Here is a 25,651-nt window from a genome sequence, read left to right on the forward strand (position 1 = left end):
CGGTTTCCCAGTTTCTTTCCCATCATTCAGACGAGCGAGGTCGAGACGTGCAACGGATCTTGAGCTGCTTCACCAACTGCTACGGCGCCGCGGGCGTCTGGACGGCCGTGGAGCGCATCCGCGACGCGGGCATCGATCATCTCGAGCTGGCCCTTCGCGGTCACAACTTCGGTGGCCTGGTGATCCCCGACTCGGTCGTGGTCACCGAGAAGGCCGACGACGCCACGGCCCAGTCGTTCCGCGACCACCTGGCCAAGCATGAGGTCAAGGTCAGCGGCTGCAACGTGGGAGGCGCCGATATCCGGACCCGCGAAGGGCTCGAGCTCACCCAACGCCGGATCCAATTCGCGGGGCACTGGTTCGCCGTCCCGCTGGTGATCTCAGGGGCCGGCCAGCCGGCCGACGCCGCCGAGCGCAAGACGGTGATCGACCACTTGCGGCAGATCGGCGACACGGCGGGAGAACTCGGGATTACGGTCGCCCTCGAGACCCACAAAGGGCCGACCCAGAACGCGGAGGCGATGCTCGCGCTGATGGACGAGCTCGACCATCCCCAGGTGCGCCTCAACTTCGATACCGGCAATATCGGCTACTACAACGACGGCGTGAACCCGGCCGACGAACTCGAGAAGGTGAAGCACCTCGTCCGCAACGTCCACGTGAAGGATAGCCGTGGGGGTTTCGAGGACTGGTACTTCCCCGCCGTCGGCGACGGTGGCGCGGTGGACTTCACGCGGATCCGCGAAATTCTTGACGGCGTCGGCTTCGCCGGCCCCTATACGATCGAGATCGAGGGGATCAAAGACGAGCCCGAACCGGGACTCGAGGGCCGTCATGAACGCGTCGCCCGGAGTGTCGCGCACCTCCGCGCCTGCGGCTACCATTGATTCGGGCCAAAGGTTTGGCGTGTTGAAGTGAACGCAAGTCTGGCCGGCTGCCAGGCTGTGGCCCCGGCCTCCAGCGGTTTACGTTCGGGTGGATCAGACGCCGAGCCACCCGGACATGGGCCATTCGAGGGTTAACCGCGGTCGCGTCGGTACGACGGTGACTTGCAGGGTGGGCACGGCCCACCCTCTTCGTTTTCGCTTTCTTGCCGGGAAAGCTACGGCCCGCCCAACAGAAATCAAAGGGGCCGCGATCCACCACGCACTTTGACAAGCGGCTCGAGAGGCGAGGGCACTCCTCGTTCGCGGCGGCGAAACCAGGTGGGCCATGCCCACCCTCCAAGATTTTTGGCCGGCGAGGGTGAGAACGTATCTTCGCGTTCAAACGAGCCGCGATCAGATCCCGCGTAGGTCCGATTCGTCGGGCAGGAGGACCATGACTCCCCCCTCCAAATCGATCAAATACCAGGCCTTACACAACTCGCAGGTCCCCAGCATCCGGCCTGGAAGTTCGATATCAAGCTGGTGTCGCTCCAACTCTTCGTCGCACTTCTCGCAATGGATGTCCAAACATTCATCGAAGCGGAGCGGCAGGCGGACCAGGTCCATGGCAACGAACACCGAATCCATCATGACCTCTCTTCTCGAAGACCCCAAACCTTGTGGCTACCAGCGGACAGTCTGGCGGCCTGATCTTCGCCGCTCGGGCTCCTCCCCACTCCCTTTTCTTGACATAAAGGCCAGCGAGGAAAGCGTTCCGAAACACCGCCAATTCAAGTCCCCAACCAAGACGAATCCATCGAACGAATACGCCGGTAATTTCGTGACGTGGCATCGACCATTATAAGTGAGAACTGAAGCTGACTACTGGCCACTCCGAACCCGCTCGTCGACACGCGAAGGGGAAGCGTTCGACCGACCTCCCCATCATGGATATCTAGGTCACGGTTGATCCATTGTCAAGCACGCCGCACCGATTCTCAAGGGTCGGGACCGCCGCTTCCACCCCGACGGCGGTCGCTGACGACCGCGCCGAGCGGCCCCGCCCGAATGACATGAAATGCTCATGCTCACATTTCAGCATTTTTTTTGGATAGTGCGAAAGGTCGGGATCGGTCAGAAGAACATCGCGAACCGCATCCAAAAGGTTTGGTAGCCGTCGACCGGGCTTCGGCCGCTGAGGGGGATCGGGTTGTTGAAGTTGGTCGTGACGTAGTCGAAGCTGAGTCGGGTGTATTGATTGGGCCACCAGTTGAGGCCGACCATGAAGTTGTTCATCCGGTTGGTCGACCGTGACGTATCGACGAAGCCGCGGGCGACGTCGCCGGTTCCCGCGTTCAACTCGGACCACTGGGCGGCGATCTGCCAGGCCCCTGGGCCGTACATATGCTTGCTGGGGATGAAGGGGTGGAGGGGGGTGACGGTGGAGTACCCCTGGAAGCCGTTGCCCATGAAGTCGCGCTCGCCGGTCAGCCAGTAGGAGGCGTTGACGTAATAACCGCGCTGGGTAGAGCGGCCCGAGGTTGTGCCGTCGGTCAAGGCACGGCTGAAGTTGATGTATTCAGCCAGCAGGCTGAGGCGACCGTACCAGTAGACGTGCGGTGAGAATACGCTGCGCATTCCGTTGGCGGAGACATTGGAATGGAACGTGGAAAACGGAATGCCCAGGACCGTGGAGAACGCCGGGTTCGTGGTGGCCTCGCCATTGTTGGAGATCGAGACGCCCTGTTGATTGAGCAAGTATTCCTGTTTCCCGCCGGAGAACCCGACACCGCCGCCGAGCCCTTCGAGAACCGTCTCCTCCCAACCTTCACCGCGGAACGGCGTGAAGTCGACCGCGCCATTGTAGTCTTGATTGCGGTCGAGATTGCCGAACAGGCTGGTGCCGCTGTTGCTGATCCCAGACCACCATTGGATCCGGTTCTTCCAGAGGTTACCGGTGAACATCAGGCCGAGCGGACGCTTGGCGGCCAACTGGTAGAGCGGCGAGTTGGTAATGACCGGTTCGAGCGCCGGGCTGAACGCGTAATACTCGTAGAGGGGCGGAGCAAGGCCCTTGCCGGCCCGGAGCGTCACATAGTCATTGATATGCCAGGCCAGGAACAGGTCGAGGAGATTGAACGTTCCCAGAAAGCCCTGGACACCGACCTGGTAGCTCCAATCCTTGGTGATGTTGCCATAAATAAAGGAACGCGCAAATGGGACGTTGAACCCTTGCTCGGTGGTCTGGAGCCGGGCGCGGTCGATGAACGTGCCGTCGACCGTGATCTGGTTGGTGACGTTGAGCGAAAACTCGTCGTCGGGCGAGCTGAACGAGAAGTAGCCGCCGCCGCCCAGCGGGCCGGTGGCCTTATCGTTGTACTTGTACCGGCCCTTAATGCCGAACCGCTCAGTGCTGGCCCCAGGGTCGTCGCGGCTGGTGAAGGCCCCGGAGTGGAACCGCTCGGGCACGCCGTTCGAGACCCCCTGGGATTCGGAAGCCGTTCCCTCGCGGACGCCGCCCAGGCCGGTGGACGCGGCAGGAGCAGGACCGGAGCCGCCGCGCACCGCGGGGGAGGTCGCGCCACCGGGGCCGGGGCCCGGCTGGACGCCCATCGACTGTACGATGCCGCGGAGCTGCTGAACCTCGGCCTTGAGGGCGCGGGTCTCGGCCACCTCGGATCGGAGCAGCCGGAGTTGCTCGGCGAGCTCCGCGTTCGACGGAGCCCCGACCTCCGCAGCAGCAGCCGGCGCCGTGGGGACGGACGACGGGGGTGGCTCCTGGCCCACGGCCGCGAGGGCCAGCCCCAGGAGCAGACAAAACGTGCGGACGATCGGAAGTTCCGACCGAACCGGTGACCGTTCCCGCGCGACGGGCGAAGTGTCCATACGCAACCACATCCCCGGTTCCAGAGGTGAGGGAGGATGCCGACCGAACCAGAATACCGATTCTTCCGATTACATCGACTGCTCCAACCGAATCGCTTGACGGTAAATGGCGTAATTTCAAAGAATGGTGGCGAGAGACTCTGGTTTGACCGGGCAGACGAGCCTATATTGTTCGGTTACCTCAAGGCCATGCGAGATCCGAACAGCACTTCTTGTTGATGAGATTCGCAGGGGGGAGCCCAGGTGCAACTCGAGAATTCCATGGATCGAGGCGGATGGCAGCACGGGATCGCCTGGACCTCGACTCTGGTCGTGCTTCGAGGCGTCGCGCAAGTCATGTTTCAGCCCCACGCGGGAACCGGCTTGCTCTTCGTCATCGGCCTCGCGGTCGGCTCGCCGCTCGTGGCCCTCGGCGCGATCCTCGGATCCGCGATTGGCACGGGTGTTGCTATCATCCTGAAGTACGACCGAATCGAGATCGGCGACGGCATCTACGGGTTTAACTCCGCGCTGGTGGGACTGGCCCTGTTGGTGCTGCTCCGTCCGGTGCCCACCACCTGGGTCTTGTTGGTTCTCGGGTCCGCCCTGGCATCGATCGTCACCCGGTTGGCGCGGCAATTCATGTCGTTTCCGACGTACACGGCCCCGTTCGTCCTGGTGACCTGGCTGGCGCTCGCCCTGTTGCATGGCGTATCGGGCCATAGCCTCGACACGATCCCTCCCCCCACCCCGCGCACGCCGGTCGGGTTTGTCGAATCGGTTCTGGCAGGCGAGGCCGAAGTCATGCTCGGATCGAGCGCCGTGACCGGCATCCTGTTCCTGGCGGGCATTGCGCTGAGCAACTGGCGACACGCCTTGTTGGCATTGATCGGCTCGGTCGTCGGCACCTTGCAGGCGATCTACCACAACGACCCGTCGGGTTCGATCTCAATTGGCCTCTACGGTTATAACGCGTCCTTGGCCGCGATGGCGATCTGGCTGTCGCGATCGTCGCTCGCCTTGTCGATCCTGGCCGCGGTCGTCTCGGTGCCGATCACGGAGTTCTTTCCCAAAGCGCTGGGCGTCCCCGCGCTGACGGCCCCGTTCGTCATCGCGTCCTGGATCGTCCTGGCACTCCTCGCTCTGGACCCCGTACTCGGAATGACGCTGAGCGTGGGAAGCAAAAAAGTCCAGAGGGTCGACCAACCCGAGGCGGAGGTGTCTTAACCATGCATCTGACCCCGCGCGAAATCGAAAAACTGCTGGTCTATCAGTTGGCCGAGATCGCGGAGAAGCGACGGGCCAAGGGGTTGAAGCTCAATCACCCCGAGTCGATGGCCGTCCTTTGCGCCGCGGCGATGGAAGGCGCCCGGGAAGGGAAGACCGTCGAGGAGGTCATGGGTGAGGCGGCCCAGATCCTCACCAAGGCCGATGTCATGGAGGGCGTGGTCGAGATGATCCCGTACGTCCAGGTCGAGGCCATCTTCACCGATGGTAGCCGACTGGTCACGATCCACGACCCGATCAAGTAGCCGTCGCCTCAGCGTCCTCCGATCCGAATCCGAAACCGAAGACGCACGATTCAGGAGCGAATACCGATGGCGGATTCCGAGACTCCCCAGGAAGAGCCGGGCGTGGGCGATTGGCTCCGGCATCCAGACGCGGCGCCGCAATCGACGAGCAAGACCTCGGCCCCAGTCGGCGGCCTGATCCTCGGCAGCGGCGAAATCGAGTTGAACGTCGGTCGACCCTCGATCACGCTCGAGGTCCGGAATACCGGCGACCGGCCGATCCAGATCGGGTCGCACTACCACTTCTTCGAGACCAACCGCGCCCTGGAATTCGACCGGCCCGCAACTTTCGGGTTGCGGCTGGACATCCCCGCCGGCACGGCGATCCGGTTCGAGCCGGGGGACCAGAAGTCGGTGCCGCTGATCCCGATGGGGGGGAAACAGCACTGCTTCGGGTTCAATGACCTGGTCAATGGTTGGACCGGGGGGGGACCGACGACCGATTATCGGCCGAATTTCACGACGGCCGTGGCAAAGGCCAACGCCCTCGGATTCAAGTCCTCGAAGCCCTAACGGTACGATCAGCGAAGGGGTCTTTCACCATGTCAAAACTCTCACGCAAGCAATATGTGGACCTCTACGGCCCGACCGTAGGAGACAAAATCCGCCTGGGTGATACCGAGCTCTACATCGAGATCGAGCGCGACCTGCGGACCTTCGGCGATGAGCTCCAATACGGCGGCGGGAAGACCTTGCGCGACGGCATGGGGTCAGACAACCAGGTGACGCAGGCCGCCGGCTGCCTCGACATGGTCATCACCAACGTCACGGTGGTCGACCCGATCCTGGGGGTGGTCAAGGCCGACGTCGGGATCCGCAACGGCAAGATCGTCGGCATCGGCAAGGCGGGCAACCCGAGCACGATGGACAACGTCACGCCCGGCCTGACCACCGGCACCGCCACCGACGCCATCGCCGGGGAGCACCTGATCCTCACCGCCGCCGGGATGGATGCGCACGTCCATTACATCAGTCCCCAACAGGTCTGGTCCGCACTCAGCAACGGCATCACCACGTTCTGGGGCGGGGGCATCGGCCCGTCCGACGGCACCAACGGGGTCACCACCACCAACGGCCCCTGGAATCTGGAGATGATGCTCCGGGCCGTGGAGGGGTTGCCGATCAACATTGGCTTCCAAGGCAAGGGCAACAGCACCGGCATCGGCCCGCTCGTCGAGCAGCTCGAAGGGGGCGCGGCCGGGTTCAAGATCCACGAGGACTACGGCACCACCCCCGCCAACATCCGCGCCTGCCTGCGGGTCGCCGATAACTACGACGTCTCGGTCTCGATTCATACCGACACCCTGAACGAGGCCGGATTCGTCGAGGACACGATCGCCGCCTTCGACGGTCGGACCATCCATACCTATCACAGCGAAGGGGCAGGGGGCGGCCATGCGCCCGACTTGCTCAAGGTCGTCGGCCAGCCGAACGTCCTGCCAAGCTCGACCAACCCGACCCTGCCGTGCGGGGTCAACTCGGTGGCCGAACTTTTCGATATGATCATGGTCTGCCACAACCTGAGCCCCAAGATTCCCTCGGACGTCGCGTTCGCCGAGAGCCGGGTCCGCGGCGAAACGATCGTCGCCGAGAGCGTGCTCCACGACATGGGGGCGATCTCCATGATCACCAGCGACTCCCAGGCGATGGGCCGGGTCGGCGAAACCTGGCTGCGGGCGATCCAGACCGCCGACATCATGAAGAAGACGCGCGGGCCGTTGCCCGAAGACGCTCACTCGGGCAACGACAATAACCGCGTCCTTCGGTTCGTGGCCAAGGTCACGATCAATCCGACGCTGACGGTGGGGATCTCCGACATGCTCGGTTCAATCGCGCCGGGCAAGATGGCCGACCTGGTCCTCTGGGAGCCCGCCTTCTTCGGCGCCAAGCCGAAGCTGGTGCTCAAAGGCGGGATGATCGTCTGGGGCAACATGGGTGATCCCAATGCCTCGCTGCCGACCTGCCAACCGATGATGTACCGCCCGATGTTCGGCGCGTTCGGATCGACGCTGGCCAAGACCTGCGTCACGTTCGTCTCGCGCGTCTCCTACGAGCGGGGGATTGCCGAGAAATACGGCCTCGAACGCATCGTTCGGCCGGTCTACGGAACTCGAACCCTGACCAAGCGGCATATGATTCGCAATGACTTCCTTCCCAAGATCGACGTCAATCCGCAGACCTTCGCCGTGACCGTGGACGGCGTGCACTTGACGGTGACACCCCCCAAAACGATCGCCCTGAATCAGCTTCACTTCTTCGGTTGACGCCTCAACGCGGAGCTTCGCAATGATCCTGGTCGAGAAGAGCCTTGGTAACCTCGGCGACGCGGCTTGGGCGGAACGTCTGGAAGGCGCCACGATCGATCTCCTGGAACTCGACCAATGGCAGGCGCAGAGGAACCGATTCCGCCTCAAGACGAAGGCAGGCACTGAGGTGGCGGTCGCCCTGGAGCGGAACTCCCACCTGCACGACGGCGATATCCTGGGGTGGGACGAGGCGACCCGCACCGCAATTGCCACCCGGATCCACCTCAAGGAGGTCCTGGTCATCCAGCTCGACGCGTTGCTGGCCAACCCCGCCGAAACGCTCGCCCGCACCTGCTTCGAGCTCGGCCACGCCCTGGGCAACCAGCACTGGCCGGCCGTCGTGAAGGGGACCACGGTCTATGTACCGCTGACCGTGGACCGGCAGGTGATGGCCTCGGTCATGAAAACGCATGCGTTTGTCGGGATCACGTACGACTTCCGCCCCGGGTCCATGGTCATCCCGTACCTCGCGCCTCACGAGGCCCGACGCCTCTTCGGGGGAGCGAACGCAACGCCCCATTCTCATGTCGCCGCGGTCCTCGAACCCGAGACCCATCAGCATGTCGATGCCCAGGGGCAAACCTTCAGCCACTCGCACGACACCCCCGACCCTGGGCAGAAGCACGATCATGACCATGACCATGTCCATTGAGAAAGCGGCACCGTGACCTCGATCCCCGCGTTGATGCGTCTCCTCCAATTCGGCGACTCGATGCTCCCGGTCGGCGCCTTCTCGTTCTCCAACGGCCTCGAGTCGGCCGTGCATGTGGGCGTCGTCCACGACCCGGAGAGCCTTGAGCGGTTCGTCCGGACGGCGACCCGACAGTCGGCGACGACGGACGGCATCGCGCTGCTCGAAGCGTTCCGAGCCGCCCAGGACAACGATCCAGCGCGGATCGCGCGGGCCGATCATGCCGTGTTCAATCGAAAGCTCAACGAAGAGATGCGGACGATGACGGTGCGGATGGGCCGCAAGCTCGCCGAGATGGCCGTCAAGGTCCTGAACGCGACCGACGTCGGCGACTGGCTCGGCGTGATCAAGCGCGGGGAAACCCCAGGGACCTACCCCGTGGCCCAGGCCCTTGTCTTCGCCGCGCTCGGTCTGCAGGAGCGGGACGCGTTCGCCGTGCATCAGTACGGCCTGGCGAGCATGATGCTGGGCGCCTCGTTGCGGCTAATGAAGCTCGACTATCTCGACGCCCAGGCCATCCTCTTCCGCATCAACGGCGAAGCCGAGGCCGCCTACGAACGGGCCGCCGTCCGCTCGCTGGACGACATGGCCTCGTACGCGCCCGTGAGCGACATCCTCGCCGCCGTACACGTTCGCGCCAGAGTGCGCCTGTTCATGAACTGATATCGTATCGCGAGAACTTGCTCCCATGAAAAAAATCACAAGGATCGGCATTGGCGGGCCCGTCGGATCGGGCAAGACCGCGATCATCGAGGCGATCACGCCCAAGCTGATCGACCTGGGCATCCGGATCCTGATCATCACCAACGACGTGGTGACGACCGAGGACGCCAAGCACGTCAGGCGCACGCTCAAGGGGGTCTTGATCGAAGAGCGGATCATCGGCGTGGAGACCGGGGCCTGTCCCCACACGGCCGTGCGCGAAGACCCGAGCATGAACCTCGCCGCCGTGGAGGACATGGAAGCCCGCTTCCCCGACACCGACCTGGTCCTGATCGAAAGCGGCGGCGACAACCTCACGCTCACCTTCAGCCCGGCCCTGGTCGACTACTTCCTCTACGTGATCGACGTCGGCGCGGGGGACAAGATCCCCCGCAAGAACGGACCCGGCATCACCCAATCCGACATCCTGATCATCAACAAGACCGACCTGGCGCCTTACGTCGGTGCAAGCCTCGAGGTGATGGACACCGACTCGCGATTCATGCGCGGCGAAAAACCGTTCGTCTTCACCAACTGCAAGACGGGCGACGGGATTGATGCACTCGTCCACTTGATCCGCGAGAACGTCCTGTTCGACCTCGAGATGAAAGCCCCGCAAGTATGACGAGGCCGATCGTCGACCCCGAGCTGGCTCCCTACCTGGACGAACCGAAGCAACTGCCCAGTGGATCGCTCGGCAAGGATGCGCGCTTGCGGCTCCGGTTCGAGCGCCGTGATGAGCGTTCGATCCTGGCCGTGATGGAGCGGAAAGCCCCGCTGCTCGTCCAGCGGGCGATCTACTGCGACGAAGGGATGCCCGCACTCCCCTGGGTCTTCATCATCACCAACTCCGGGGGAATCCTTCAGGGGGACCGCTACCAGATCCGGATCGAGGCCGCGCCGGGTTCGTTCGGGCACGTCACCACGCAGGCCGCGACCAAGATCCATGAGATGGATGCGAACTACGCCGCCCAGACCCAGGAGATCGTCCTCGAGGCAGGCTCTTACCTGGAATACCTGCCCGACCCGGTCATCCCGTTTCGCCACGCGCGGTTCTTGAACCGGACCCGGATCACGATCGATTCGACGGCCACGCTCCTGTACGCGGAGACCCTCATGGCCGGCCGTAAATACTACCGGGCCGGCGAAAGCTACGAGTTCGACCTTTTTTCCTCGGCCGTGCATGCCGAACGCCCCGACGGAACGGCCCTGTTCACCGAGAAATTCGTGGTCGAGCCCGCGCAGTCGTCGCCTCGAGACCTCGGAGTGATGGGCGAGTTCGACGTCTTCGGCAACGTCGTCCTGCTCACCCCGAAAGTGCATGCCGACCGCATCCTCGCGCAAATCGAACCGACGTTCGACCGCTCGGCGCACTGCGCCGACGGGGCCTCACGCCTGCCCAACGACGCGGGCTTGATCTATAAGGTGCTCGGCCCCGAGTCGGGCGTCGTCCGCGCCCGGATTCGCGCCTTCTGGACCCTGGTGCGCGAGGAAGTGACCAAATACCCCGTCCCGAGTGAATTCCCCTGGCGCTGAGACTCGGCTTTTAGAAAAAATCACATAATCACAGATCAAAACAGTTGCGACTCCAGAACTGCCAAGCACCCGCCCGACGAAAAAATACAACGACCCGATCTAGCGCTGGGAAGACTCTCCCTACTCGTTCCCACGGTCCCCGCTATGCCTTACCCACAAGTCGTAAGTTGTTAGCAATCCGGAGGTTACGGAAGGGGGCTGTGGCCCGAGCTGGATGCCACAACTGGAGGACTCTCAGGCACTTGCGCCGATCACCCTCGCTGGACACCGGGCCAGCCCCCCACTTGTGGGTAAGGCATAGCGGTCCCCGTGGGAATGCAGTCTGGGACGCTCTCCGTCCTCGGCTTGCAAGGGCCAGACGACGCGGAGCGTCGGGGACGGCATTCCCACGGAGGACCGTGGGAACGAGGGTGATTCTTAGCTTTATGGCGGGTCGTTGAAAAAATAGCGTGAACATGACTCTTCTGACTCTCGGTAAGGTCCGCCATGGAGTCATGACCTCGCCTTGGACTTCGCTCGTCTCCAGACGATCAGGGTATGGCCCGACTCAGCGCCCGTCGAAAACTCGACCGGCCGATCGTCCTGAGGCGTCAGGCCGTGGCAGACGGTGAACAGGTCGCCTTCGAGTTTGTAGATTCCCTTGAGGATCTGGCCCTTGGCCGGCCCCTCGTCCAGCGTGAGTTCGAACGCCTTGGGATCGGTCGACGGCTCGAGCCGGAGCGTATACGAGGTTCGCCGACCGTCCCGCGTGGCTACATACTGAGCGTGCGACACGAGCAGGCTCGGAGGATCGGGCAGGTCGGACGTGCTCTCACCGTTCGACTCGGACGAGACCAACGCCCAGCTCCCTTGCAAGGCGGCAAGGTCGCGTGCCGAGTCATCAGCACCGGCCCCGAGCAAGAGGCTGACGGCCAAAGTTGCACACACAAGCACTTTCATCTCATTGCTCCGATTTCATTGAGCTCGCCATGCCCGCGTTCCGGTGCGAATGCGGTTTCAAGATTGCGGACGGGACGTCCGCCCTGGCTTGTCTTGAGTCATCTTCCCTGGGACGGGAACCGCTCCAAGCGGGATTCGATTTCGTCGGGAAGAGAGTGGCGTGCCCAGGACATTGCCATCTCTCAAGGCTGGAGGTTAAGGTCGGATCGCGGCATTGTAGCGTGACGGGCAGGCCGATACGATCCGATGGGGATCGCGGTCGACAGGCCGTCGCTTGCGACGATCACGACGCCGATGCCGAGACTCCGAACGATCGAAAAAAGGATGAACCATGAGGATGATCTCCCTGGCGGGCCTGCTGCTCGTCCTCCCCCACCTGATGATGCCGGCCCGCGCCTCGGAGGCGAAGAAACCGCCGAACTTCATCCTGATCCTCGCCGACGACATGGCCTGGGACGACTGTGGCGCCTTTGGAAACCAGGCGATCCGAACGCCCAATATCGACGCGTTGGCACGCGACGGCATGCGCTTCGACCGCGCCTATCTGACTTGCAGCTCGTGCAGTCCCAGCCGCTCAAGCATCATCACCGGGCGATACCCTCATAATACCGACGCCGAGGAACTGCACTGGCCGCTGCCCGCGAGCCAGGTCACGTTCGTCGAGCGACTCAAGGCCGCCGGCTACTGGACCGCCGCCGCGGGGAAATGGCACCTGGGCAACGCCGTCAAGAATCGATTCGACGTGGTCCACGAGGGCAACCCGTCCAGCTTCCAGCTTCCGACCGGTCCCAAGGCGACCGGTGCCCGATTGGCCTCGGAGGCCGCGGGGGACGCCGCCAGCGGCTGCGATCAATGGGTGTCCACCTTGCGGGATCGGCCGCGCGACAAGCCGTTCTTCCTCTGGCTCGCCTCGTTCGACCCGCATCGTGACTACACGGCAGGAGCCATCGCCAAGCCGCACCGTCCCGAAGATGTTATCATTCCGCCATACTTGCCCGATGCCCCTGAAGTCCGCAAAGATCTGGCCCTCTACTACGACGAGATCGGCCGCCTCGACCGGTTCGTCGGCGCGGTCTTGGCGGAACTGGAACGGCAAGAGGCCAGCGAAGAGACGCTCGTCCTGTTTCTCAGTGATAACGGCCGTCCGTTCCCGCGCTGTAAGACGACCCTGTACGAGAGTGGGATCAAGACCCCCTGGATCGTCCGTTGGCCAGGCCGGATCGCGGCCGGCAGCCATTGCGCCCGCCTGGTGAGCTCGGTCGATATCGCCCCCACCATCTTGGCCCTGGCCGGGACCGAGCGACCGCCGAGCATCCAGGGCCAGGACGTCTCCGTCCTCTTCAGCGATCCGCAGGCGAAGGTCAGAGATTTCGTCTTCGCCGAACACAACTGGCACGACTACGCCGCCCATGCACGAGCGGTCCGGTCCGACCGCTTCAAATACATCCGAAATTATGACAATACGATACCACTGACCCCTCCCGCCGACGCCGTGCGGAGCCCGACGTACCAGGTCATGAGGCGGATGCGCGACGAGGGAAAACTGACGCCCGAGCAAAGCGTCTGTTTCGTCCGACCCCGTCCCACGGAAGAGTTGTACGACACCGAGGTCGACCCGAACGAGTTGCACAACCTGGCCGACGACCGGGAGCAAGCCCCCACGCTCCGGCAGTTGCGCGAAGCACTCACCACCTGGGAAGCCGAGACCGACGATCGCAAGGCCGGCCCTCTGAACCCCGACGAGTTCGATCGCGAGACCGGCGACCCGCTCCCCAATCGGATCCGGCCCCGGCCCGGCAAGCTCAAGTCGGTGAACTCCATTCGCCGAAAATGACCTGGGACTTGACAAACCAAAGCCGGCGAGCGGAGCGAACAAGGCGGCCCTTGTCGTCCTATGGAACACTCCGGCCGCGACGCGAACGTCAGACGATCGGACAATTCACCGATTCGGCACAATAGTTGGCCGTACCATCGGACCTTGTCCAAATCGGCTTTCCTCGCGTTTGACGATCGGGCATGATAGAGTCGGTCGCGCTGGCCCCGAATTTGCTTTCTCGGCAATATGACCCGATGTTCGAGTGATCAATCCCACCGGGGATGAGTCAGTCGGAACGGGTTCGAGATCGCCAAGCGGCCCAGTTCGCCGCAACCACCGATTGTGGCGATCACTTCATCGTCGCAGCCTTGTCAATTGCTCTCAGTCAAACGAGTTGGGACGGGTCGATTCTCACGGTCCAGGAGTCTGGCCCCCCCCACACACAAGCGACAAACCCGCAAAGGCCGCCTTCTTTAACGCATCTGCCGGATCCGCTGCAAGCGAAAGTCCTTCGCCCGCGAGGGTTGGGCCCGAGTCAACGCATCGGGTTCTGGAATCGTCGCAAACCGAGTATGTTGGGTTCGCTTCCCAAGAACCGGCCAGTCGTCTGTGGGCCGGGGTCAGGGGCGACCCTCGATTCGGGAGCCTTCGCGGCACGAACGAGCTTCACCTTGATTGCCCTCCCGACCGCTTCCGATTCGCAAACCAGGGATTGAAGTCGGTGAGCGGAAACTTGCCCGTGTCGGGATCATTCGGGACAGGTTTTCTGGCGCCCCGATCGTTATGATCTGTCTCTGAAATTCATGGCCCCGATGATTTCTTCACGATTCTCAAGCGTCAGGACCTCGGGAAGGCCCGGCGTTCCATTTTCCACACGCCATGTTCGGATGTCTTTGGGATCGTGCACGATCGGTCCCGCTTCGAGCATTGTCTTTTGCGGCGAGAAAGCAGTCTGAAGATGGACATTGTCGATAGCTTGCAAGGTTTTGTTGGAGAGAACCTGTCGCTTCTTCTCCCTGTCAACCAAATCTGGCAACCGACCGACTACCTCCCCGACCTCGAGTCCGACAATTGGTCCGAGAATTTGGCGCGATTCCGGGAGACCGCCCTGCGGTTGCCCGATGAGTTGCTGGTCGTTCTGGTCGGCAACATGGTGACCGAGGAAGCACTGCCGAATTACGCGATCTCGCTCGAGCACGTCGCCAAGGATCCGAGCGGTACGACCGACACCCCCTGGGCGCACTGGCTGCGCGGGTGGACCGCCGAGGAGAACCGCCATGGCGATCTCCTGAACACTTATCTCCGTCTCACGGGACGCGTAAACATGCGTTCCGTTGAGACAACAGTTCACCATCTCATCAAGAACGGATTCAGTCCGGGCAGCGAGGGGAACAACCAGGCGGGCCTCGTCTACGCCGCGTTCCAGGAGCGAGCGACCCGGATGTCCCACGGCAATCTCGGCCGGCTCGCCGACGAGCGGGGCGAGGTGAACCTTGCTGTCATCTGCCGCAAGATTGCGTCGGACGAAACCCGACACGAGGTTTTCTACACGAAAGTTGTCGCCCAAGCGATGGAACGCGACCCGGAAGGGACGATCTTGGCCTATCGAGCCATGCTCAAGCGAATGATCGCGATGCCCGGGGCCAGGATGAACGACGGCAGGACTCCGGATATCTTCGATCACTACGCGGCCGTCACCCAGCGCACCGGGGTCTACACGTCCCGGGACTACGGCGATATCATCCGACACCTCAATGCCGCCTGGAACCTCGGCCACCAATCGGTGTCGGGCAAAGCCGCGAAGGCCCAAGACTACATTTGCCAGCAACCCGAACGATTCGACCGCTTTGCCGACGAGATTGGCGAGCAAGTCGCCAGCCAGGCCCCGTTCTCGTTCTCCTGGATCCGCGGCCGAAAAGCCTGAGTTCCTGAGCGCTCACCTCGCCCCCCGTGCCGCCCCTCCCGGGACGGTACGGATGTCTGGCACCGGAAATGCACTGAACTCACACCGTCACGCCATTCCATCGATTCCCGAGCCTAAGGTGAAGAAGCCGGGCATTGAGGCGACGATGGGGACTCACCCATGTTCCTCTTTTACTTCAACAAGCTTGGATGCCTGGGTTCGATCCTGGTTTCCGTCGTGCTCACCGGCGTGCTGATTCTACTCCTCCGCGGCTGCCAAGGCTGAACCCGTACCGCGCAACCGAATCGTTGGACGAACCGGGCCGGCACTCACTTCGCCGGGCGCCGAAACAGGATCGCTACCGTCATCGGGGCGCCCACACCTGGGTTCGCGGGCTGGATCGGGACAATCTCGAAGGTCTCCCAGCCCTTCTCCTCCCACTTATTGAGCGTCTCGGCCATATGCGTCCAGACAACCTGGACCTGTCGGTAATCCATGGGCATCCGGACGTGTGACGGCGAAACCGGAGCCCGATTGGCCTTCGCCTGCGCCTCGAGCTCCCTGCTTCCTAACAGGCCGAGGCCCACGATCATCGCGATCAAGGCCAAGACGGCCGTTCCCGCTCCTCTCCCTCGCCGGTATCGATCTCGCTGCAGTGCTTGCATGATCCGGTCGTTCGGCTGGTCCATCATCAATGGCCTCCGTGGCTTGGATGTCGTGCCTGCGTTCCAATGGATGTGGTAAGTCCAATCCGTAAACCAGGGACGTCGGAATAAGAATCGCCGCAACGGTGCCTCTCGGGAAGACTTTGCGGGTATGCTTTTCCTGACTTCCTGGGTATTCCTCGTCACCGTCGCCCGTGGGCGACGACTTGGAGGTGAGTCACGATGAGTCCTTACGGGTCGATTCAAGTGGGCCGATCAACTTTCCTCGCCCTGCTGGCCGGAATGTCGGCGCTGATCATGCCGCCCTCGGTGTGTCACGCAGAGCAGTTCGTCCTGTTCGACGTCACATTCACCTTTACCAAGGCCGACGCCGACACGTCGAAGCCAAGTAAATCGCACTATTACGTCCGCGGCAACGCGATCAATCCGGATCGGCCGCGCGACTGGACGAAGCCGGTGGACTATCGGAATGGGACGGTCCACATCCGCACCGAGGTAATCGAGAAGCCCGCGGGCGGCGAGCCCACGACATGGACCCTTTGCTACATTCCCAATCGCGGTCAAGGCAACGGCTACGGTTGCACCGGGACGGTCCTCTACCGCGAAAAAGGCGTGTACGAGCAAGATGTCTCGATGAAATCATTCTGGGAAAACGATGCGATCGTCTGGTCGGAAGGGATCAAGCAGATGGATCTCGTGATCAAGGACAAGAGCGGGGGCAAGGGCCATGCGCACCAGCGACCCGACTCGGAAAAGTTCTTCCCGACCAAGATGCGCATCACCATGGTCCAGGTATCGGCCGGTTCCACCTATGATCCGAATTTGGTCCCCAATCTCCCTCAGAGCCCGGCTGCAACCCCCGGAACACCAAAGGCCAGCGCCACCGAGAACGAGCAAAAGACCGACAAATAACAACGCCCCGCCAGAGAGCGAGGAATCCCCCTCGTTCCCACGGTCCCCCGTGGGAACGAGTCGCGAGAGGCTTCCTTGCCCTGGATCGGGTCGTTGACAAATCGCGACAGTGTCGCCACGTTACCGGGTTTTCCGACCGGCCTCGGGTAGCCCGGATCTATCAACCCGGCGCCCTTGTTATCATGTCGATTTCCCGGCTCGTTTCCTCCAGCCCACGCCACCGAGCGTCTGGACCATGCGGCGCGATCGAACGTGGTAGCGCCGGGACGTCTTCGCCATCGGTGGGTGTTCGGTCCCGATCATGACCAGCGCCGATTCGATGTCGAGGCCCCCGTCGATCAGCGTCTGGAGCATTCGGGCGCGTTCCTCGGTCTTTTCGCCGAGCTGGGTCGTTCGCAAAACGCCCTTGTTCGGCGCAATCGAGGTAAACCCGGCCTGCTCGATTGCGAGCCCCCAGCGATCGACCCAGGCCTGCACGCGTGCGGTCAACTCACGGTCCAGGGTCACGCGGTCGGCCAGATGGGCCTGATCGCGGACGCGGAGGACGTCCGTGACAAGGATCGAAACCGCGATTCGGCAGCCCGCGCCAAAGTGCTCGACCAACGTGAGCGCCTTGGTGGCGTTCTCGACGTGATAGACGACGTTCACGCTGACGTCATAGACCAGCCCGTCGGCCGTGAGCACCTTCTGCACCGGCAGGTCGAGCGTGATGGAACGCACCGGGGTGACTTTGACCCCATGGATCAACGGGACGAGCCAATGGAAGCCAGGCTCGAGCTCCTTGACAACTCGCCCCCAACGGAACAAAACTCCGCGCTGGCCGGACTGGATCATGACTCCGAAGGCGCGAGCCAGGCCGAAAAGCGCGACCGCAACGGCCCATGGACGCTGCCGGGCAAATCCCCAGGCGACCTTCCCGACCACGGCAATGATCTTGAGCAGCCAATCGAGCAGGTCATCCATCGCGGTCATTGTCCGACTTGTTGGTATCAGCGTCGTGTCCCTCTCCTTCGACCACGGGTGGAGCGGGGGCCTGCGAAGTCGTCGCTGGCAGTCGCCGCGCCTGTTGTCCAGGCAAGGCCATGACTGCGCCCGAGATCAGCGAGACCGCCGCCTCGGAATTGAGTCCTTGCTCATCGTGAAACTGGCGATAGAGCACGAGCTTCTCATGGGCCAGCTTCTGTAACTGGGTGATCTCCATCGTTTCCGGCGTGGGCGAGAAGGTCGAAAAGCCAAACTCGTGAATCTGCACACCCCACTGCTGTTCCACCGGTCGGAGCGCTTGCTTCACCTCGTCGACCATCCGCGACATATCGCGGATCGAGTGCCGGTCCTGGGCCTTGACCACGTTCTGCACGATGATGACGAGCCGATTCTTGAGCCCTTCCACAAGGTTGTCGACCTCGATGACGGCCTTGCGAAGGTCGACGATCTGGTAGACGACCTTGGCGCCGACCTCGTAAACGAGTTCGTCGCTCAGTTGGATCACTTGCGGCTCGAGGTCGAGGGTCGTGTCCTTGGTCGGCTCGATCTGGAAGCGCTGGAGGATCGGAATCTTGAAGTGGACGCCAGGCCCGACCACACCGATGGCGCGTCCCAGATGAAACTTCAAGGCATGCTGCCCTTCATAGACCACCACGAAGATCCCGGTCATCGCCTGGAGAAACTCGAGCATCACACCCCCTCGGACAGTCGCCGACCCGCGTCCCGCAAGACCTCATCCACAGTACCCTACGGACTTCGGGACCGACACGGATCTCTCACTTGCGACTGTCGAGTCGTTTTTGTTGGGGTGGATCACACGGCGGAATATTCCAAGAATTCAACCACGAACAACAAAACACAATTAACGATATTCTATGATTGCGATCGCCGACCGCCCCTTGCATTGAACACTCGAGCAGCGGCCCAGGTCGCGGTGATCGCGCCGAGGGTGTGGATCGCGAGGCTGACGGCATAGGTCCGGACGAGGCCGGGATTCAGCACCACCCTGCACCTCCAGAGCCCCGCGGGGAGATAGAAAGGCTGGTCCCAAACCCGGCCGGCTTGCCACTCCTGGATGTCGATGGGAGACACGAGTGAGGCCCAGCCGATGAACGGGGTCGCCCCGGCGAGGTAGACGCCCGACCAAGACCCCGTGAGCGATCCCACGAGGCTCAACGGAACGAAGAGAAAGGGGAGCAAATTGCTGGCGAACAAGACCAGGAGCGTGGCTCCGATCGCCTGTTCCGAGCTCTTGGACACCAGCGAGAGGAAAACCCCGATCGCCGCCGCATACCAGAGATAAATGACCACCCCGATCGCCGCCGCGACGACGCCGACGGGATGAACGGAGCCGGTCATCAGTCCGACCGTCCAGATGAGGAGCAGGGGGATCGCAAGTCCGCGGAGAGCAACCAAGGCGCCGATCACCTTGGCTCGGGCGACTTCGCGGCCGGTCACGAGCGTGGTCGCCAGGCTGATCCACGTCCCTCGCTCGCGCTCGCCGGTCACGCTGGTTGCGGCGATCGCGGCAACGCCCACCAGCCCCAGGAAGTAGAGTGTGGCGTGAACGTGGCGAAGGACTTCGTTGAGCTCATTCCGCTTCCACTGCCACGCCAAGCCGTCCCACCACGACTCCTGCCACTCCCCAAAGGCGGCTTGAGCCATCCCGAGCAGGGGAGCGAGTAAGATCAGACAGACGAGCAGGAACGCCCCACGGACCAAAGGGCGGCCGAACGGTCCGGAGGTCGCATACCGTTCCTTCCAGAACATCGGGTCGTCACCGATCGGCGGCCTGCTGCGCTTCGAGGTCGGCTCGCCAACCCAGGACCGCCGGAGCCAGAATCCGAGCCTCAAGGGACGGAGCAAAAGGACGGCCAAAAGGATGAAGATCACCGCGAACGTCAAGTGGACGCCCACGAAGTGTGGAAGGCATCGCGCCAGCTCCGACCGGAGCCAGGCCGACCCGATTGGCCCTACAAACGGTCCCATCGTCACGATCCTGAGCAACAACTCAAGACCAGCGGGGTGACCCTGGAAAACCCATTCGGACACGGTCTCGAGCCAGGCGAATCGCCGGGGGAGTTGAGCGACGATCAGAGCGTATCCGCCCGGCAAGAACAGCCAGCCGACCACGAGCAGATACGCGATCAAGGTCGTCAAACGCGGCCGCGGGTTGACGACCGACACCACGAGTGACAGCGACGCCACGAACAGGATCCATGCCATGAGCATGACGTAGGCGCTCGAAACGAAGTGGAAGTCGAGAATCCCCAACAGACCGAACGTCAAAGCAAAAGGGAAACCCACTCCCAAGGCCATTCCAGTGCGGGCAAGTTGCACCACCAGTTTGCCAAGCACGATCGACCCACTCGACAAGGGGCTGGCAAGCAGGTCTAACATCGTCCCTCGCCGATCTTCCTCGGCGATCGAACCGGCGACCAACCCAGGCACCAAGAAGACAATCGCGGCCGCCTGCACCAGCATGAGCTCGAGAAAAATCTGCTCCACCAGTGAGCGCATCGCCTGCGGCACCACCAATCCCCCGAGCAGGTCGCCCGACGCCGTCAAGGTTTGCCGCCAGTCATCCACCTTCGCGGCCACCCCCAGCAAAACCAGGCCAATCGCTCCTCGGAGCACGTAGAGTCGACCCTGCCGCGCAGTCCGTCTCAATTCGAAACGGAGGATTGGTCCAAGCTCCATGATCATGCTCCGTCGAGCCGCTTGCACGATCGACCCGATGATGGACGCCCACTCAATGACGATTGTCCGAGCCACCCCATCTTACACGCGCCCATCGTGTTGTAAAGGTGACAGACCGAGGGGGAGGGGAGGGCAATCGCGCCGAGCTGCGGTCCGACGGATCGCTTTTCGGTGGGAATCGGCCTACTGACAAGAAATCACAAAATCCATCATTGCTTAATTTTAACTGATTATGAATATCAATTATTAATAAAAGCGATCGCTACTCTTTTTTTTCACGGACCGCGTTTCACAATCGGGCATTACCGTGATTCACACCGCCCGCGAATTGAGTCGAAACCTCGAGGCTCGAGCACGACGTCGAGAAGCAAGGCTTGCCTGTGACCTCCCAACCGGCGTCGGACGAGCCCGCGGAATAGGTAGAGAATTCCGTGCCCGCGTTCGACGACGATCGCCGTCTCCCCGAGCAATCGAAGCGTCGTTTCGTTGGTCGGTGTCGAAATTCGGTGATAAGCTGAAGAGATGAGGAAACCGAGTCGAGTACCAACCGAACGCCCCACTTCACCATCCTCGCCGGCGCGGGCTCCGGCCGCCTGATTTCGTGGACTTTTCCGATTCACGAACCAGGGTCCAAGGGGCACGACAAGCTTGGTCTGGGGATTTATCGAGAGAAATCAACCAGTCATGAGACGCTCAACCTTGATGGCCTCGATGCTCGCCGTGGCGGCCTCCGCCACGCTTGATGAAGTGCTTCCATTTCCGCTTCAGACACGCGCCGTGGCACAGGCACCCGCGGAGCCTGCGCCGGAACCGGCACCCGAAATGTCCCCGGCGCCGGCCGAGCCACCGCCAGTGGAAGTTCCCCCCGCACCGGTACCCCTTCCGCCCGCCGGCTCGGCTTCCACAACTCCACCAACGCTCCCCTTTGTCGTGCCTCCCACGGAATTCGTCGCTCCGGAACAGGGCGAGTTTGGACCGGTACTCAAAGTCGTGCCCGCACACCGGCTCGCCATGATGGAGGCAGGGCGACTGCTCCCTGAGACTGACCCCTTGGTCGCCCGGTCGGCCGTGGTCTTGTACCAGATGACCGGCAAATATCTCGAGGATGCGCCGCGAATCGTCGAACTGACGATCAAGACTTGCGCGGCGATTCGGCTTGCGAACGGTGTCGCTTCCCCCTTGGAACTGCTGGACGGGGCATTGAAGTCGAAGCGGCCTGCCAAGGGCGACGGGACCCGCCCTCGGGAATTCGAGAAGTTCGCCACTGGCTATCGCCAGGCGCGTCTGGAAGGGAGAAAAGACCACGCGGGAGCGATCGCTGAGATCCAAGGGACTCCCGGCTCGCCGCCACCGCCTCGCTGACCTTTCCGACGGTCGACCGATTTTCCGGGCCGAGGCTGCTCTCGAAGGCTCGCGATTGGTGGGCCGTGCCCACCCTACGAATGCACATTCTTGTAGGGTAGGCACGGCCCACCAATTCTTGGCCGGGGCGACCCGATGAATTCAGGGATCAGCCTGACTCAGCCGGGTGTGGCGACTCGCTGGAGGGTGGCGATCCCGCCGTTTTGCGGGGGAGCGATCGAGTAGGCCGGCGTCTTCGCGAACCGGTTCCAGGCCTGGTCGAGAGCACTGCGATCGGCCGGGCCGGCATGGACGAGCAGACGGTAGCGGAGGTCGAGGGGGTGATCGGTGGCCAGGCCGTAGGGTTCGGCCAGGTTGAACGCTGCCTCCATCCAGCCGTCCTTGCGAACGTGCCAGTGAGTGGGATGTCGCGGGTTATCGGGATGATCCATGTAGCAGATCCCGTCGACTTTCTCGGCGGTGGCCGGGCCCGAGTAGTCAACCCAGCGGTGGGTCTTGCCGAAGATCGCGGGTTCGCCCGTCGACCCGTCGGCGGCGGTCAGCCGGCCGCCGCCGAACTGCTCCGAGATCGTCTTCGCCACCCGTACACCCAGGAAACCGAAGTTGGTCTTGTCCAGCGGGACGGGGATCCCGACCGACTCGAACCGGGATTGGAGGTCGAGCGCGAAGCCACCGTCGTCGGTGGGCTCGAGAACGAGCGTCAGTTGCTGGCGAATCACCGTGTGCCCGTGCGCCCACCAGTCGGATTCGGCCACGAGCCCCGCCCAGTCGGGACCATCCTGATAAATAAGAACTCGCTTGTGACGGACCTGGATGTCGGAATGACCGCTCTCCATCCAAAAGTTCGTCCCGTCGACTTTTTCATGACCGAACCAGACGGAGCGGTGATGCTCGTGACCGACCGGGTTCGGGTGCCCCATCCGCGTGAGGACCGCTCCTGACGGGCCGATGACCGGGTAGACGAAGGGGCGGGGCCCCCCCTGACCGAACTCGAACCCAGCGCGTTCGACGCCGTCGACCCGCAGGCTGGCTCGGTCAACCTGGGGCAGTGCCTGGACTCTGGGAAAGGGAAACGATGATGCCACGATCGACCTCCTCGGTCCGTCTTGCCTATTGATTTTCGGTCAGGGTTGCGTGTCGGCCGGGGCGAGGCGGACCGTCGTGATCCCGGCCGCGCCGAGGACTTCAAATGCGGTTTGTACGGCGGAGAATGGCTCGTCGGCAGGGACTTGCAACAGGATCCAGGTGGCCGGATCGACCGTGCTCGCCTGCTTCAGCGCTTCGATAAGCTCCTGGTCGGTCTTCGGCTTGCCGTCGAGCGTGTACTGACCTTGGTGGACCGTCACAGTCCTGCGTCCCGGCTTGCTCTCTCCCCCTTTCACGAGCGGGCCAACGTCTTCCCCTTCCGGAGCAAACGCCACTCCCTCGCGAACGGCGAAGAAACCGTAAGCGCGATCGAGCATCGTCAGGGTTCCCGCCAAGGCCCCTTTGCCCTCGGTCCAGAGCAGTCCCTCGAAGTCCTGCCGGGTGCGCGGATAGGTGATCGTGAAGCTGATCTTGTGCGAGACATCGGCGGCCACCTGGCCGCTGACCGCGTAAGAAGTTCCGTTCAGGTCCGAGCGAAACCGACCTGTGACGACGCCCGCCGGGTCCACTTTGAGGTCGAGCGTACCCGCCCACTGCCCATTGGCGAACAGCCGGAAACGACCCGCGAAGTCGCTCGAGAGCACGCTTCGGCCGAGCGATGGCCGGGAGCGATCGACAACCGCCGGGGCCAGCGGTTTGCTCAAGGTATAAAGCTTGGCATCGCCGAGCGCAACGAGCCGTGAGCCTTCTTTTCCTGGCCCCGCGGGCTCGAACCGGAGGTCGCCGCCTTGCCCCTCAGGAACCACCTGGCCGCTGTCGAGGTCAAACTCGAAGCCGACGAACAGGAGGATTTCCTTGCCGCGGGCCAGTCGTGTCGAAAGGTTCCCTGATTCAAACGTGTCGAATCGTTCAATCGTCAAGACCGAGAGCGGCGGGCCCGAACCGGTGGCCGGCTTGCGAAGCGCGGGGGACACGAGCAGACGGGCCAGATTGCCCTGACCGGTCCGAACGATCAGCAGGGCGGAACGCGAGTCACGGAGCACGTTGGTGAGTGCGTCGATCTCGCCGATCGTCAGGCTCGATTGCGGTTTCACATCCTTGCTTGTCGGGATCTCGGCAAGCGTTTTCCCCTCGATCCGGTCGAATTCTTCCCCCCGGGTCGAATCCGCGGGAAGCAACCCCAGGAGCACGAGACAGGCCCAAGCGACTGGTCGGAATCGAAACATGAAGAAAAACTCCGTGGCGCCCGATCGAAACCCGTCGAGGCCCGCAACCCCGCCAACCCCATACGCTCATGACGCCCGCGGCTCCGTTCAACGCCAGGAGCCGCCGCCCGATCGGGGCGGATTCAATGATTGACGGCATGCTCTTCCAAGTCAATGAGGGGGGATCCGCACCCGGCTTGCCGGATCGAGTCCTCAGGCGATAATGGGAGGCGTCTCGGCCGATCATTCCGGGATCCATTGCCATTGCAAGATGAAAGCGACCGATGCTTCTGCCGCTGGAACGCAACCCAAGGTATCAGCTCCTCGACGTTTGGCGTGGCCTCGCCTGCCTGATGGTCGTGCTCCATCACGCCGGCTTCGCAGTGCTCCTCGAGAACGGGAGCCGGGCAGGGGGGTGGGAGGCTTGGCTGAGGTGGGCGACGGTTTCCCTGCTCTGGCGGATGAATCTGGGGGTCGCGCTCTTCTTCGTCATCAGCGGCTACTGCATCGGGGCGAGCGTCGACGCAACCCGCCGGCGCGGGCTGGGGTCGCTTGCCTTTCTGGGCCGGCGGATCTGGCGAATCTATCCCCCGTACTGGGCCGCCCTCCTCGGGTTCGTGGCCCTGATCGGCGGCCTCAATGCGCTCGGACTGGAACGGCTCACCCATGGCGATGGTGCGCACGCCCTCCAACTCGACGCCCCCACCGCGCTGAACGCAACCCAGTGGGTCGGCAACCTGACCCTCACCGAGGAGTGGCGGCCCCTGGTCTGGCATCCCCCCGAGCGCCGGGTGTTCACCCGGGTCGCCTGGTCGCTCTGCTACGAAGAGCAGTTCTATTTCGTCTGCTTCTGCATCCTCTTGATCGCCCCCAGGCGACTCTACGGCGCCTTGGCCGTGGTCACGGTCTGCGCGGTCCTGCTCCGGGTGGTGGCGGCCGACATCGGCCGGTACTCTCAGATCGAAGGGGCGTTCCCGACGCTCTGGCACGAGTTCGCCGTCGGCCTGGCGGTCTACTGGCGGCTCAACGTCCCGGCCTCGGTCGGGGCGAAGCGCGGAGTCGAGCTCGGGCTCGCCCTGCTCGCCGTCGCCGGTGCCTTTGGTGGATTGTCGACCCCTGTCCCTTACTCCACCGCGGCCACCGGCCTCTTCGGTCTTGCCTTGATCGCACTCCGTGGCTGGGACGAGCGTGCCATTGCGCTCGGTTGGCTCCGGCCGTTACGCGCCTGCGGCAAGCGGTGCTACAGCATCTACCTGGTCCACCTCCCGGTCTGTACGGTCGGCAACCTCTGGCTCCACGAGCAAGGCTTGACTGGCTTCTGGATGCGCGTCCTGGTGATGATCCCGGTCGTCTCCGCCGCCTCGGTCGCGGTCAGCTGGCTCTTCTTCTGGGGAGTCGAACGCCACTTCCTCAACCCGCCGATCGTCGCGCGTGACCCGCTCGGCAAACCGCGGCAAACGCTCTGACGACAACAGATCATCTCTCGTTTTCGGCTGATGCTCGCTCGGACGGTTCAGAATCTCCCGTCCGTCGCACGTGGAG

General features: G+C 63.0%; 23 protein-coding genes. 14 read left to right on the forward strand and 9 right to left on the reverse strand.

The annotated features are described in order from the left end of the window. Window positions 1–47: 47 nt before the first annotated feature. Window positions 48–887 (forward strand): sugar phosphate isomerase/epimerase family protein, encoded by an 840-nt coding sequence (locus tag BUS42_RS38940; protein ID WP_074316838.1) that lies wholly within the window; start codon window positions 48–50, stop codon window positions 885–887. Between the two features lie 393 nt (window positions 888–1,280). Here BUS42_RS38940 and BUS42_RS38945 read toward each other — a convergent pair whose 3' ends face one another. Together BUS42_RS38945 and BUS42_RS38950 are read right to left on the reverse strand one after the other, a co-directional pair. Then, on the reverse strand, window positions 1,281–1,517 hold the full coding sequence (locus tag BUS42_RS38945; protein WP_074316842.1) for a hypothetical protein: 237 nt from the start codon (window positions 1,515–1,517) through the stop codon (window positions 1,281–1,283). 483 nt (window positions 1,518–2,000) lie between these two features. Then, window positions 2,001–3,752, reverse strand: a complete 1,752-nt coding sequence (locus BUS42_RS38950) for a porin (RefSeq protein ID WP_074316845.1) — start codon at window positions 3,750–3,752, stop codon at window positions 2,001–2,003. Between the two features lie 261 nt (window positions 3,753–4,013). Between BUS42_RS38950 and BUS42_RS38955 the strand changes: the two genes are divergently transcribed. The 8 genes from BUS42_RS38955 (at window position 4,014) to BUS42_RS38990 (ending at window position 10,537) form a co-directional block, all read left to right on the forward strand. Continuing rightward, complete coding sequence (locus BUS42_RS38955; RefSeq protein ID WP_074316847.1) at window positions 4,014–4,958, forward strand: urea transporter; 945 nt, start codon at window positions 4,014–4,016, stop codon at window positions 4,956–4,958. Between the two features lie 2 nt (window positions 4,959–4,960). Then, complete coding sequence (locus tag BUS42_RS38960) at window positions 4,961–5,263, forward strand: urease subunit gamma (RefSeq protein ID WP_074316850.1); 303 nt, start codon at window positions 4,961–4,963, stop codon at window positions 5,261–5,263. Between the two features lie 66 nt (window positions 5,264–5,329). Further along, complete coding sequence (gene ureB, locus BUS42_RS38965; protein ID WP_074316852.1) at window positions 5,330–5,815, forward strand: urease subunit beta; 486 nt, start codon at window positions 5,330–5,332, stop codon at window positions 5,813–5,815. 29 nt (window positions 5,816–5,844) lie between these two features. Then, window positions 5,845–7,566 (forward strand): urease subunit alpha, encoded by a 1,722-nt coding sequence (locus BUS42_RS38970; protein ID WP_074316854.1) that lies wholly within the window; start codon window positions 5,845–5,847, stop codon window positions 7,564–7,566. A 22-nt stretch (window positions 7,567–7,588) separates the two neighbouring features. After that, window positions 7,589–8,260, forward strand: coding sequence for an urease accessory protein UreE (gene ureE / locus BUS42_RS38975; protein WP_074316855.1), 672 nt, complete (start codon window positions 7,589–7,591; stop codon window positions 8,258–8,260). Between the two features lie 33 nt (window positions 8,261–8,293). After that, window positions 8,294–8,962, forward strand: coding sequence for an urease accessory protein UreF (locus BUS42_RS38980; protein WP_173878290.1), 669 nt, complete (start codon window positions 8,294–8,296; stop codon window positions 8,960–8,962). A 25-nt stretch (window positions 8,963–8,987) separates the two neighbouring features. Beyond that, window positions 8,988–9,626 (forward strand): urease accessory protein UreG, encoded by a 639-nt coding sequence (gene ureG, locus BUS42_RS38985; protein ID WP_074316859.1) that lies wholly within the window; start codon window positions 8,988–8,990, stop codon window positions 9,624–9,626. After that, complete coding sequence (locus BUS42_RS38990) at window positions 9,623–10,537, forward strand: urease accessory protein UreD (protein WP_074316861.1); 915 nt, start codon at window positions 9,623–9,625, stop codon at window positions 10,535–10,537. Before ureG ends, BUS42_RS38990 begins: the two co-directional genes overlap by 4 nt. Before the next feature lie 492 nt (window positions 10,538–11,029). Here the strand turns inward: BUS42_RS38990 and BUS42_RS38995 are convergent, their stop codons facing one another. Next, window positions 11,030–11,476: a TIGR03067 domain-containing protein gene (locus BUS42_RS38995; RefSeq protein WP_074316862.1), complete on the reverse strand. Its 447-nt coding sequence runs from the start codon at window positions 11,474–11,476 to the stop codon at window positions 11,030–11,032. Window positions 11,477–11,807: 331 nt separating this feature from the next. On the opposite strand from BUS42_RS38995, the gene BUS42_RS39000 reads away from it, so the two are divergent. Together BUS42_RS39000 and BUS42_RS39005 are read left to right on the forward strand one after the other, a co-directional pair. Continuing rightward, window positions 11,808–13,310 carry a sulfatase family protein gene (locus tag BUS42_RS39000; protein ID WP_083671296.1) on the forward strand — a complete coding sequence of 501 codons (1,503 nt, stop codon included), beginning with the start codon at window positions 11,808–11,810 and terminating at the stop codon, window positions 13,308–13,310. Window positions 13,311–14,250: 940 nt separating this feature from the next. Beyond that, window positions 14,251–15,216 carry an acyl-ACP desaturase gene (locus BUS42_RS39005; RefSeq protein ID WP_074316864.1) on the forward strand — a complete coding sequence of 322 codons (966 nt, stop codon included), beginning with the start codon at window positions 14,251–14,253 and terminating at the stop codon, window positions 15,214–15,216. A 308-nt stretch (window positions 15,217–15,524) separates the two neighbouring features. Here BUS42_RS39005 and BUS42_RS39010 read toward each other — a convergent pair whose 3' ends face one another. Beyond that, on the reverse strand, window positions 15,525–15,887 hold the full coding sequence (locus BUS42_RS39010) for a hypothetical protein (protein ID WP_074316866.1): 363 nt from the start codon (window positions 15,885–15,887) through the stop codon (window positions 15,525–15,527). A gap of 195 nt (window positions 15,888–16,082) precedes the next feature. Here BUS42_RS39010 and BUS42_RS39015 point away from each other — a divergent pair, with 195 nt between their 5' ends. Further along, window positions 16,083–16,772, forward strand: a complete 690-nt coding sequence (locus BUS42_RS39015) for a hypothetical protein (RefSeq protein WP_074316868.1) — start codon at window positions 16,083–16,085, stop codon at window positions 16,770–16,772. A gap of 180 nt (window positions 16,773–16,952) precedes the next feature. Here the strand turns inward: BUS42_RS39015 and BUS42_RS39020 are convergent, their stop codons facing one another. From BUS42_RS39020 to BUS42_RS39030, 3 genes are all read right to left on the reverse strand, one after another. Then, a complete protein-coding gene (locus tag BUS42_RS39020; protein ID WP_074316870.1) occupies window positions 16,953–17,744 on the reverse strand; it encodes an SPFH domain-containing protein in 792 nt (263 codons plus the stop codon). After that, window positions 17,728–18,447 carry an SPFH domain-containing protein gene (locus BUS42_RS39025; protein ID WP_074316872.1) on the reverse strand — a complete coding sequence of 240 codons (720 nt, stop codon included), beginning with the start codon at window positions 18,445–18,447 and terminating at the stop codon, window positions 17,728–17,730. Before BUS42_RS39025 ends, BUS42_RS39020 begins: the two co-directional genes overlap by 17 nt. Before the next feature lie 182 nt (window positions 18,448–18,629). Then, window positions 18,630–20,456: an ABC transporter permease subunit gene (locus BUS42_RS39030; RefSeq protein WP_074317557.1), complete on the reverse strand. Its 1,827-nt coding sequence runs from the start codon at window positions 20,454–20,456 to the stop codon at window positions 18,630–18,632. Window positions 20,457–21,140: 684 nt separating this feature from the next. Here BUS42_RS39030 and BUS42_RS39040 point away from each other — a divergent pair. Next, entirely contained in the window at window positions 21,141–21,818 is a 678-nt protein-coding gene (locus BUS42_RS39040; RefSeq protein ID WP_074316876.1) for a hypothetical protein, read from the forward strand. Between the two features lie 158 nt (window positions 21,819–21,976). Here BUS42_RS39040 and BUS42_RS39045 read toward each other — a convergent pair whose 3' ends face one another. Both BUS42_RS39045 and BUS42_RS39050 read right to left on the reverse strand, forming a co-directional pair. Further along, complete coding sequence (locus tag BUS42_RS39045; protein WP_074316878.1) at window positions 21,977–22,903, reverse strand: DUF6807 domain-containing protein; 927 nt, start codon at window positions 22,901–22,903, stop codon at window positions 21,977–21,979. Window positions 22,904–22,942: 39 nt separating this feature from the next. Beyond that, window positions 22,943–24,130, reverse strand: coding sequence for an ExbD/TolR family protein (locus tag BUS42_RS39050; RefSeq protein ID WP_074316880.1), 1,188 nt, complete (start codon window positions 24,128–24,130; stop codon window positions 22,943–22,945). 263 nt (window positions 24,131–24,393) lie between these two features. On the opposite strand from BUS42_RS39050, the gene BUS42_RS39055 reads away from it, so the two are divergent. After that, a complete protein-coding gene (locus BUS42_RS39055; RefSeq protein WP_074316882.1) occupies window positions 24,394–25,575 on the forward strand; it encodes an acyltransferase family protein in 1,182 nt (393 codons plus the stop codon). Window positions 25,576–25,651: the final 76 nt, after the last annotated feature.

This window comes from Singulisphaera sp. GP187 (assembly GCF_900129635.1).
GTDB lineage: Bacteria > Planctomycetota > Planctomycetia > Isosphaerales > Isosphaeraceae > Singulisphaera.

Excerpts from the sequence above, each read along its gene's own strand:
- BUS42_RS38945 (WP_074316842.1), bottom strand. The coding sequence starts at position 1,517 with ATGATGGATTCGGTGTTCGTTGCCATGGACCTGGTCCGCCTGCCGCTC.
- BUS42_RS38950 (WP_074316845.1), bottom strand. The coding sequence starts at position 3,752 with ATGGACACTTCGCCCGTCGCGCGGGAACGGTCACCGGTTCGGTCGGAA.
- BUS42_RS38955 (WP_074316847.1), top strand. The coding sequence starts at position 4,014 with ATGGATCGAGGCGGATGGCAGCACGGGATCGCCTGGACCTCGACTCTG.
- BUS42_RS38960 (WP_074316850.1), top strand. The coding sequence starts at position 4,961 with ATGCATCTGACCCCGCGCGAAATCGAAAAACTGCTGGTCTATCAGTTG.
- ureB (WP_074316852.1), top strand. The coding sequence starts at position 5,330 with ATGGCGGATTCCGAGACTCCCCAGGAAGAGCCGGGCGTGGGCGATTGG.
- BUS42_RS38970 (WP_074316854.1), top strand. The coding sequence starts at position 5,845 with ATGTCAAAACTCTCACGCAAGCAATATGTGGACCTCTACGGCCCGACC.
- ureE (WP_074316855.1), top strand. The coding sequence starts at position 7,589 with ATGATCCTGGTCGAGAAGAGCCTTGGTAACCTCGGCGACGCGGCTTGG.
- BUS42_RS38980 (WP_173878290.1), top strand. The coding sequence starts at position 8,294 with ATGCGTCTCCTCCAATTCGGCGACTCGATGCTCCCGGTCGGCGCCTTC.
- ureG (WP_074316859.1), top strand. The coding sequence starts at position 8,988 with ATGAAAAAAATCACAAGGATCGGCATTGGCGGGCCCGTCGGATCGGGC.
- BUS42_RS38990 (WP_074316861.1), top strand. The coding sequence starts at position 9,623 with ATGACGAGGCCGATCGTCGACCCCGAGCTGGCTCCCTACCTGGACGAA.
- BUS42_RS38995 (WP_074316862.1), bottom strand. The coding sequence starts at position 11,476 with ATGAAAGTGCTTGTGTGTGCAACTTTGGCCGTCAGCCTCTTGCTCGGG.
- BUS42_RS39000 (WP_083671296.1), top strand. The coding sequence starts at position 11,808 with ATGAGGATGATCTCCCTGGCGGGCCTGCTGCTCGTCCTCCCCCACCTG.
- BUS42_RS39005 (WP_074316864.1), top strand. The coding sequence starts at position 14,251 with ATGGACATTGTCGATAGCTTGCAAGGTTTTGTTGGAGAGAACCTGTCG.
- BUS42_RS39010 (WP_074316866.1), bottom strand. The coding sequence starts at position 15,887 with ATGATGGACCAGCCGAACGACCGGATCATGCAAGCACTGCAGCGAGAT.
- BUS42_RS39015 (WP_074316868.1), top strand. The coding sequence starts at position 16,083 with ATGAGTCCTTACGGGTCGATTCAAGTGGGCCGATCAACTTTCCTCGCC.
- BUS42_RS39020 (WP_074316870.1), bottom strand. The coding sequence starts at position 17,744 with ATGACCGCGATGGATGACCTGCTCGATTGGCTGCTCAAGATCATTGCC.
- BUS42_RS39025 (WP_074316872.1), bottom strand. The coding sequence starts at position 18,447 with ATGCTCGAGTTTCTCCAGGCGATGACCGGGATCTTCGTGGTGGTCTAT.
- BUS42_RS39030 (WP_074317557.1), bottom strand. The coding sequence starts at position 20,456 with ATGGAGCTTGGACCAATCCTCCGTTTCGAATTGAGACGGACTGCGCGG.
- BUS42_RS39040 (WP_074316876.1), top strand. The coding sequence starts at position 21,141 with ATGAGACGCTCAACCTTGATGGCCTCGATGCTCGCCGTGGCGGCCTCC.
- BUS42_RS39050 (WP_074316880.1), bottom strand. The coding sequence starts at position 24,130 with ATGTTTCGATTCCGACCAGTCGCTTGGGCCTGTCTCGTGCTCCTGGGG.
- BUS42_RS39055 (WP_074316882.1), top strand. The coding sequence starts at position 24,394 with ATGCTTCTGCCGCTGGAACGCAACCCAAGGTATCAGCTCCTCGACGTT.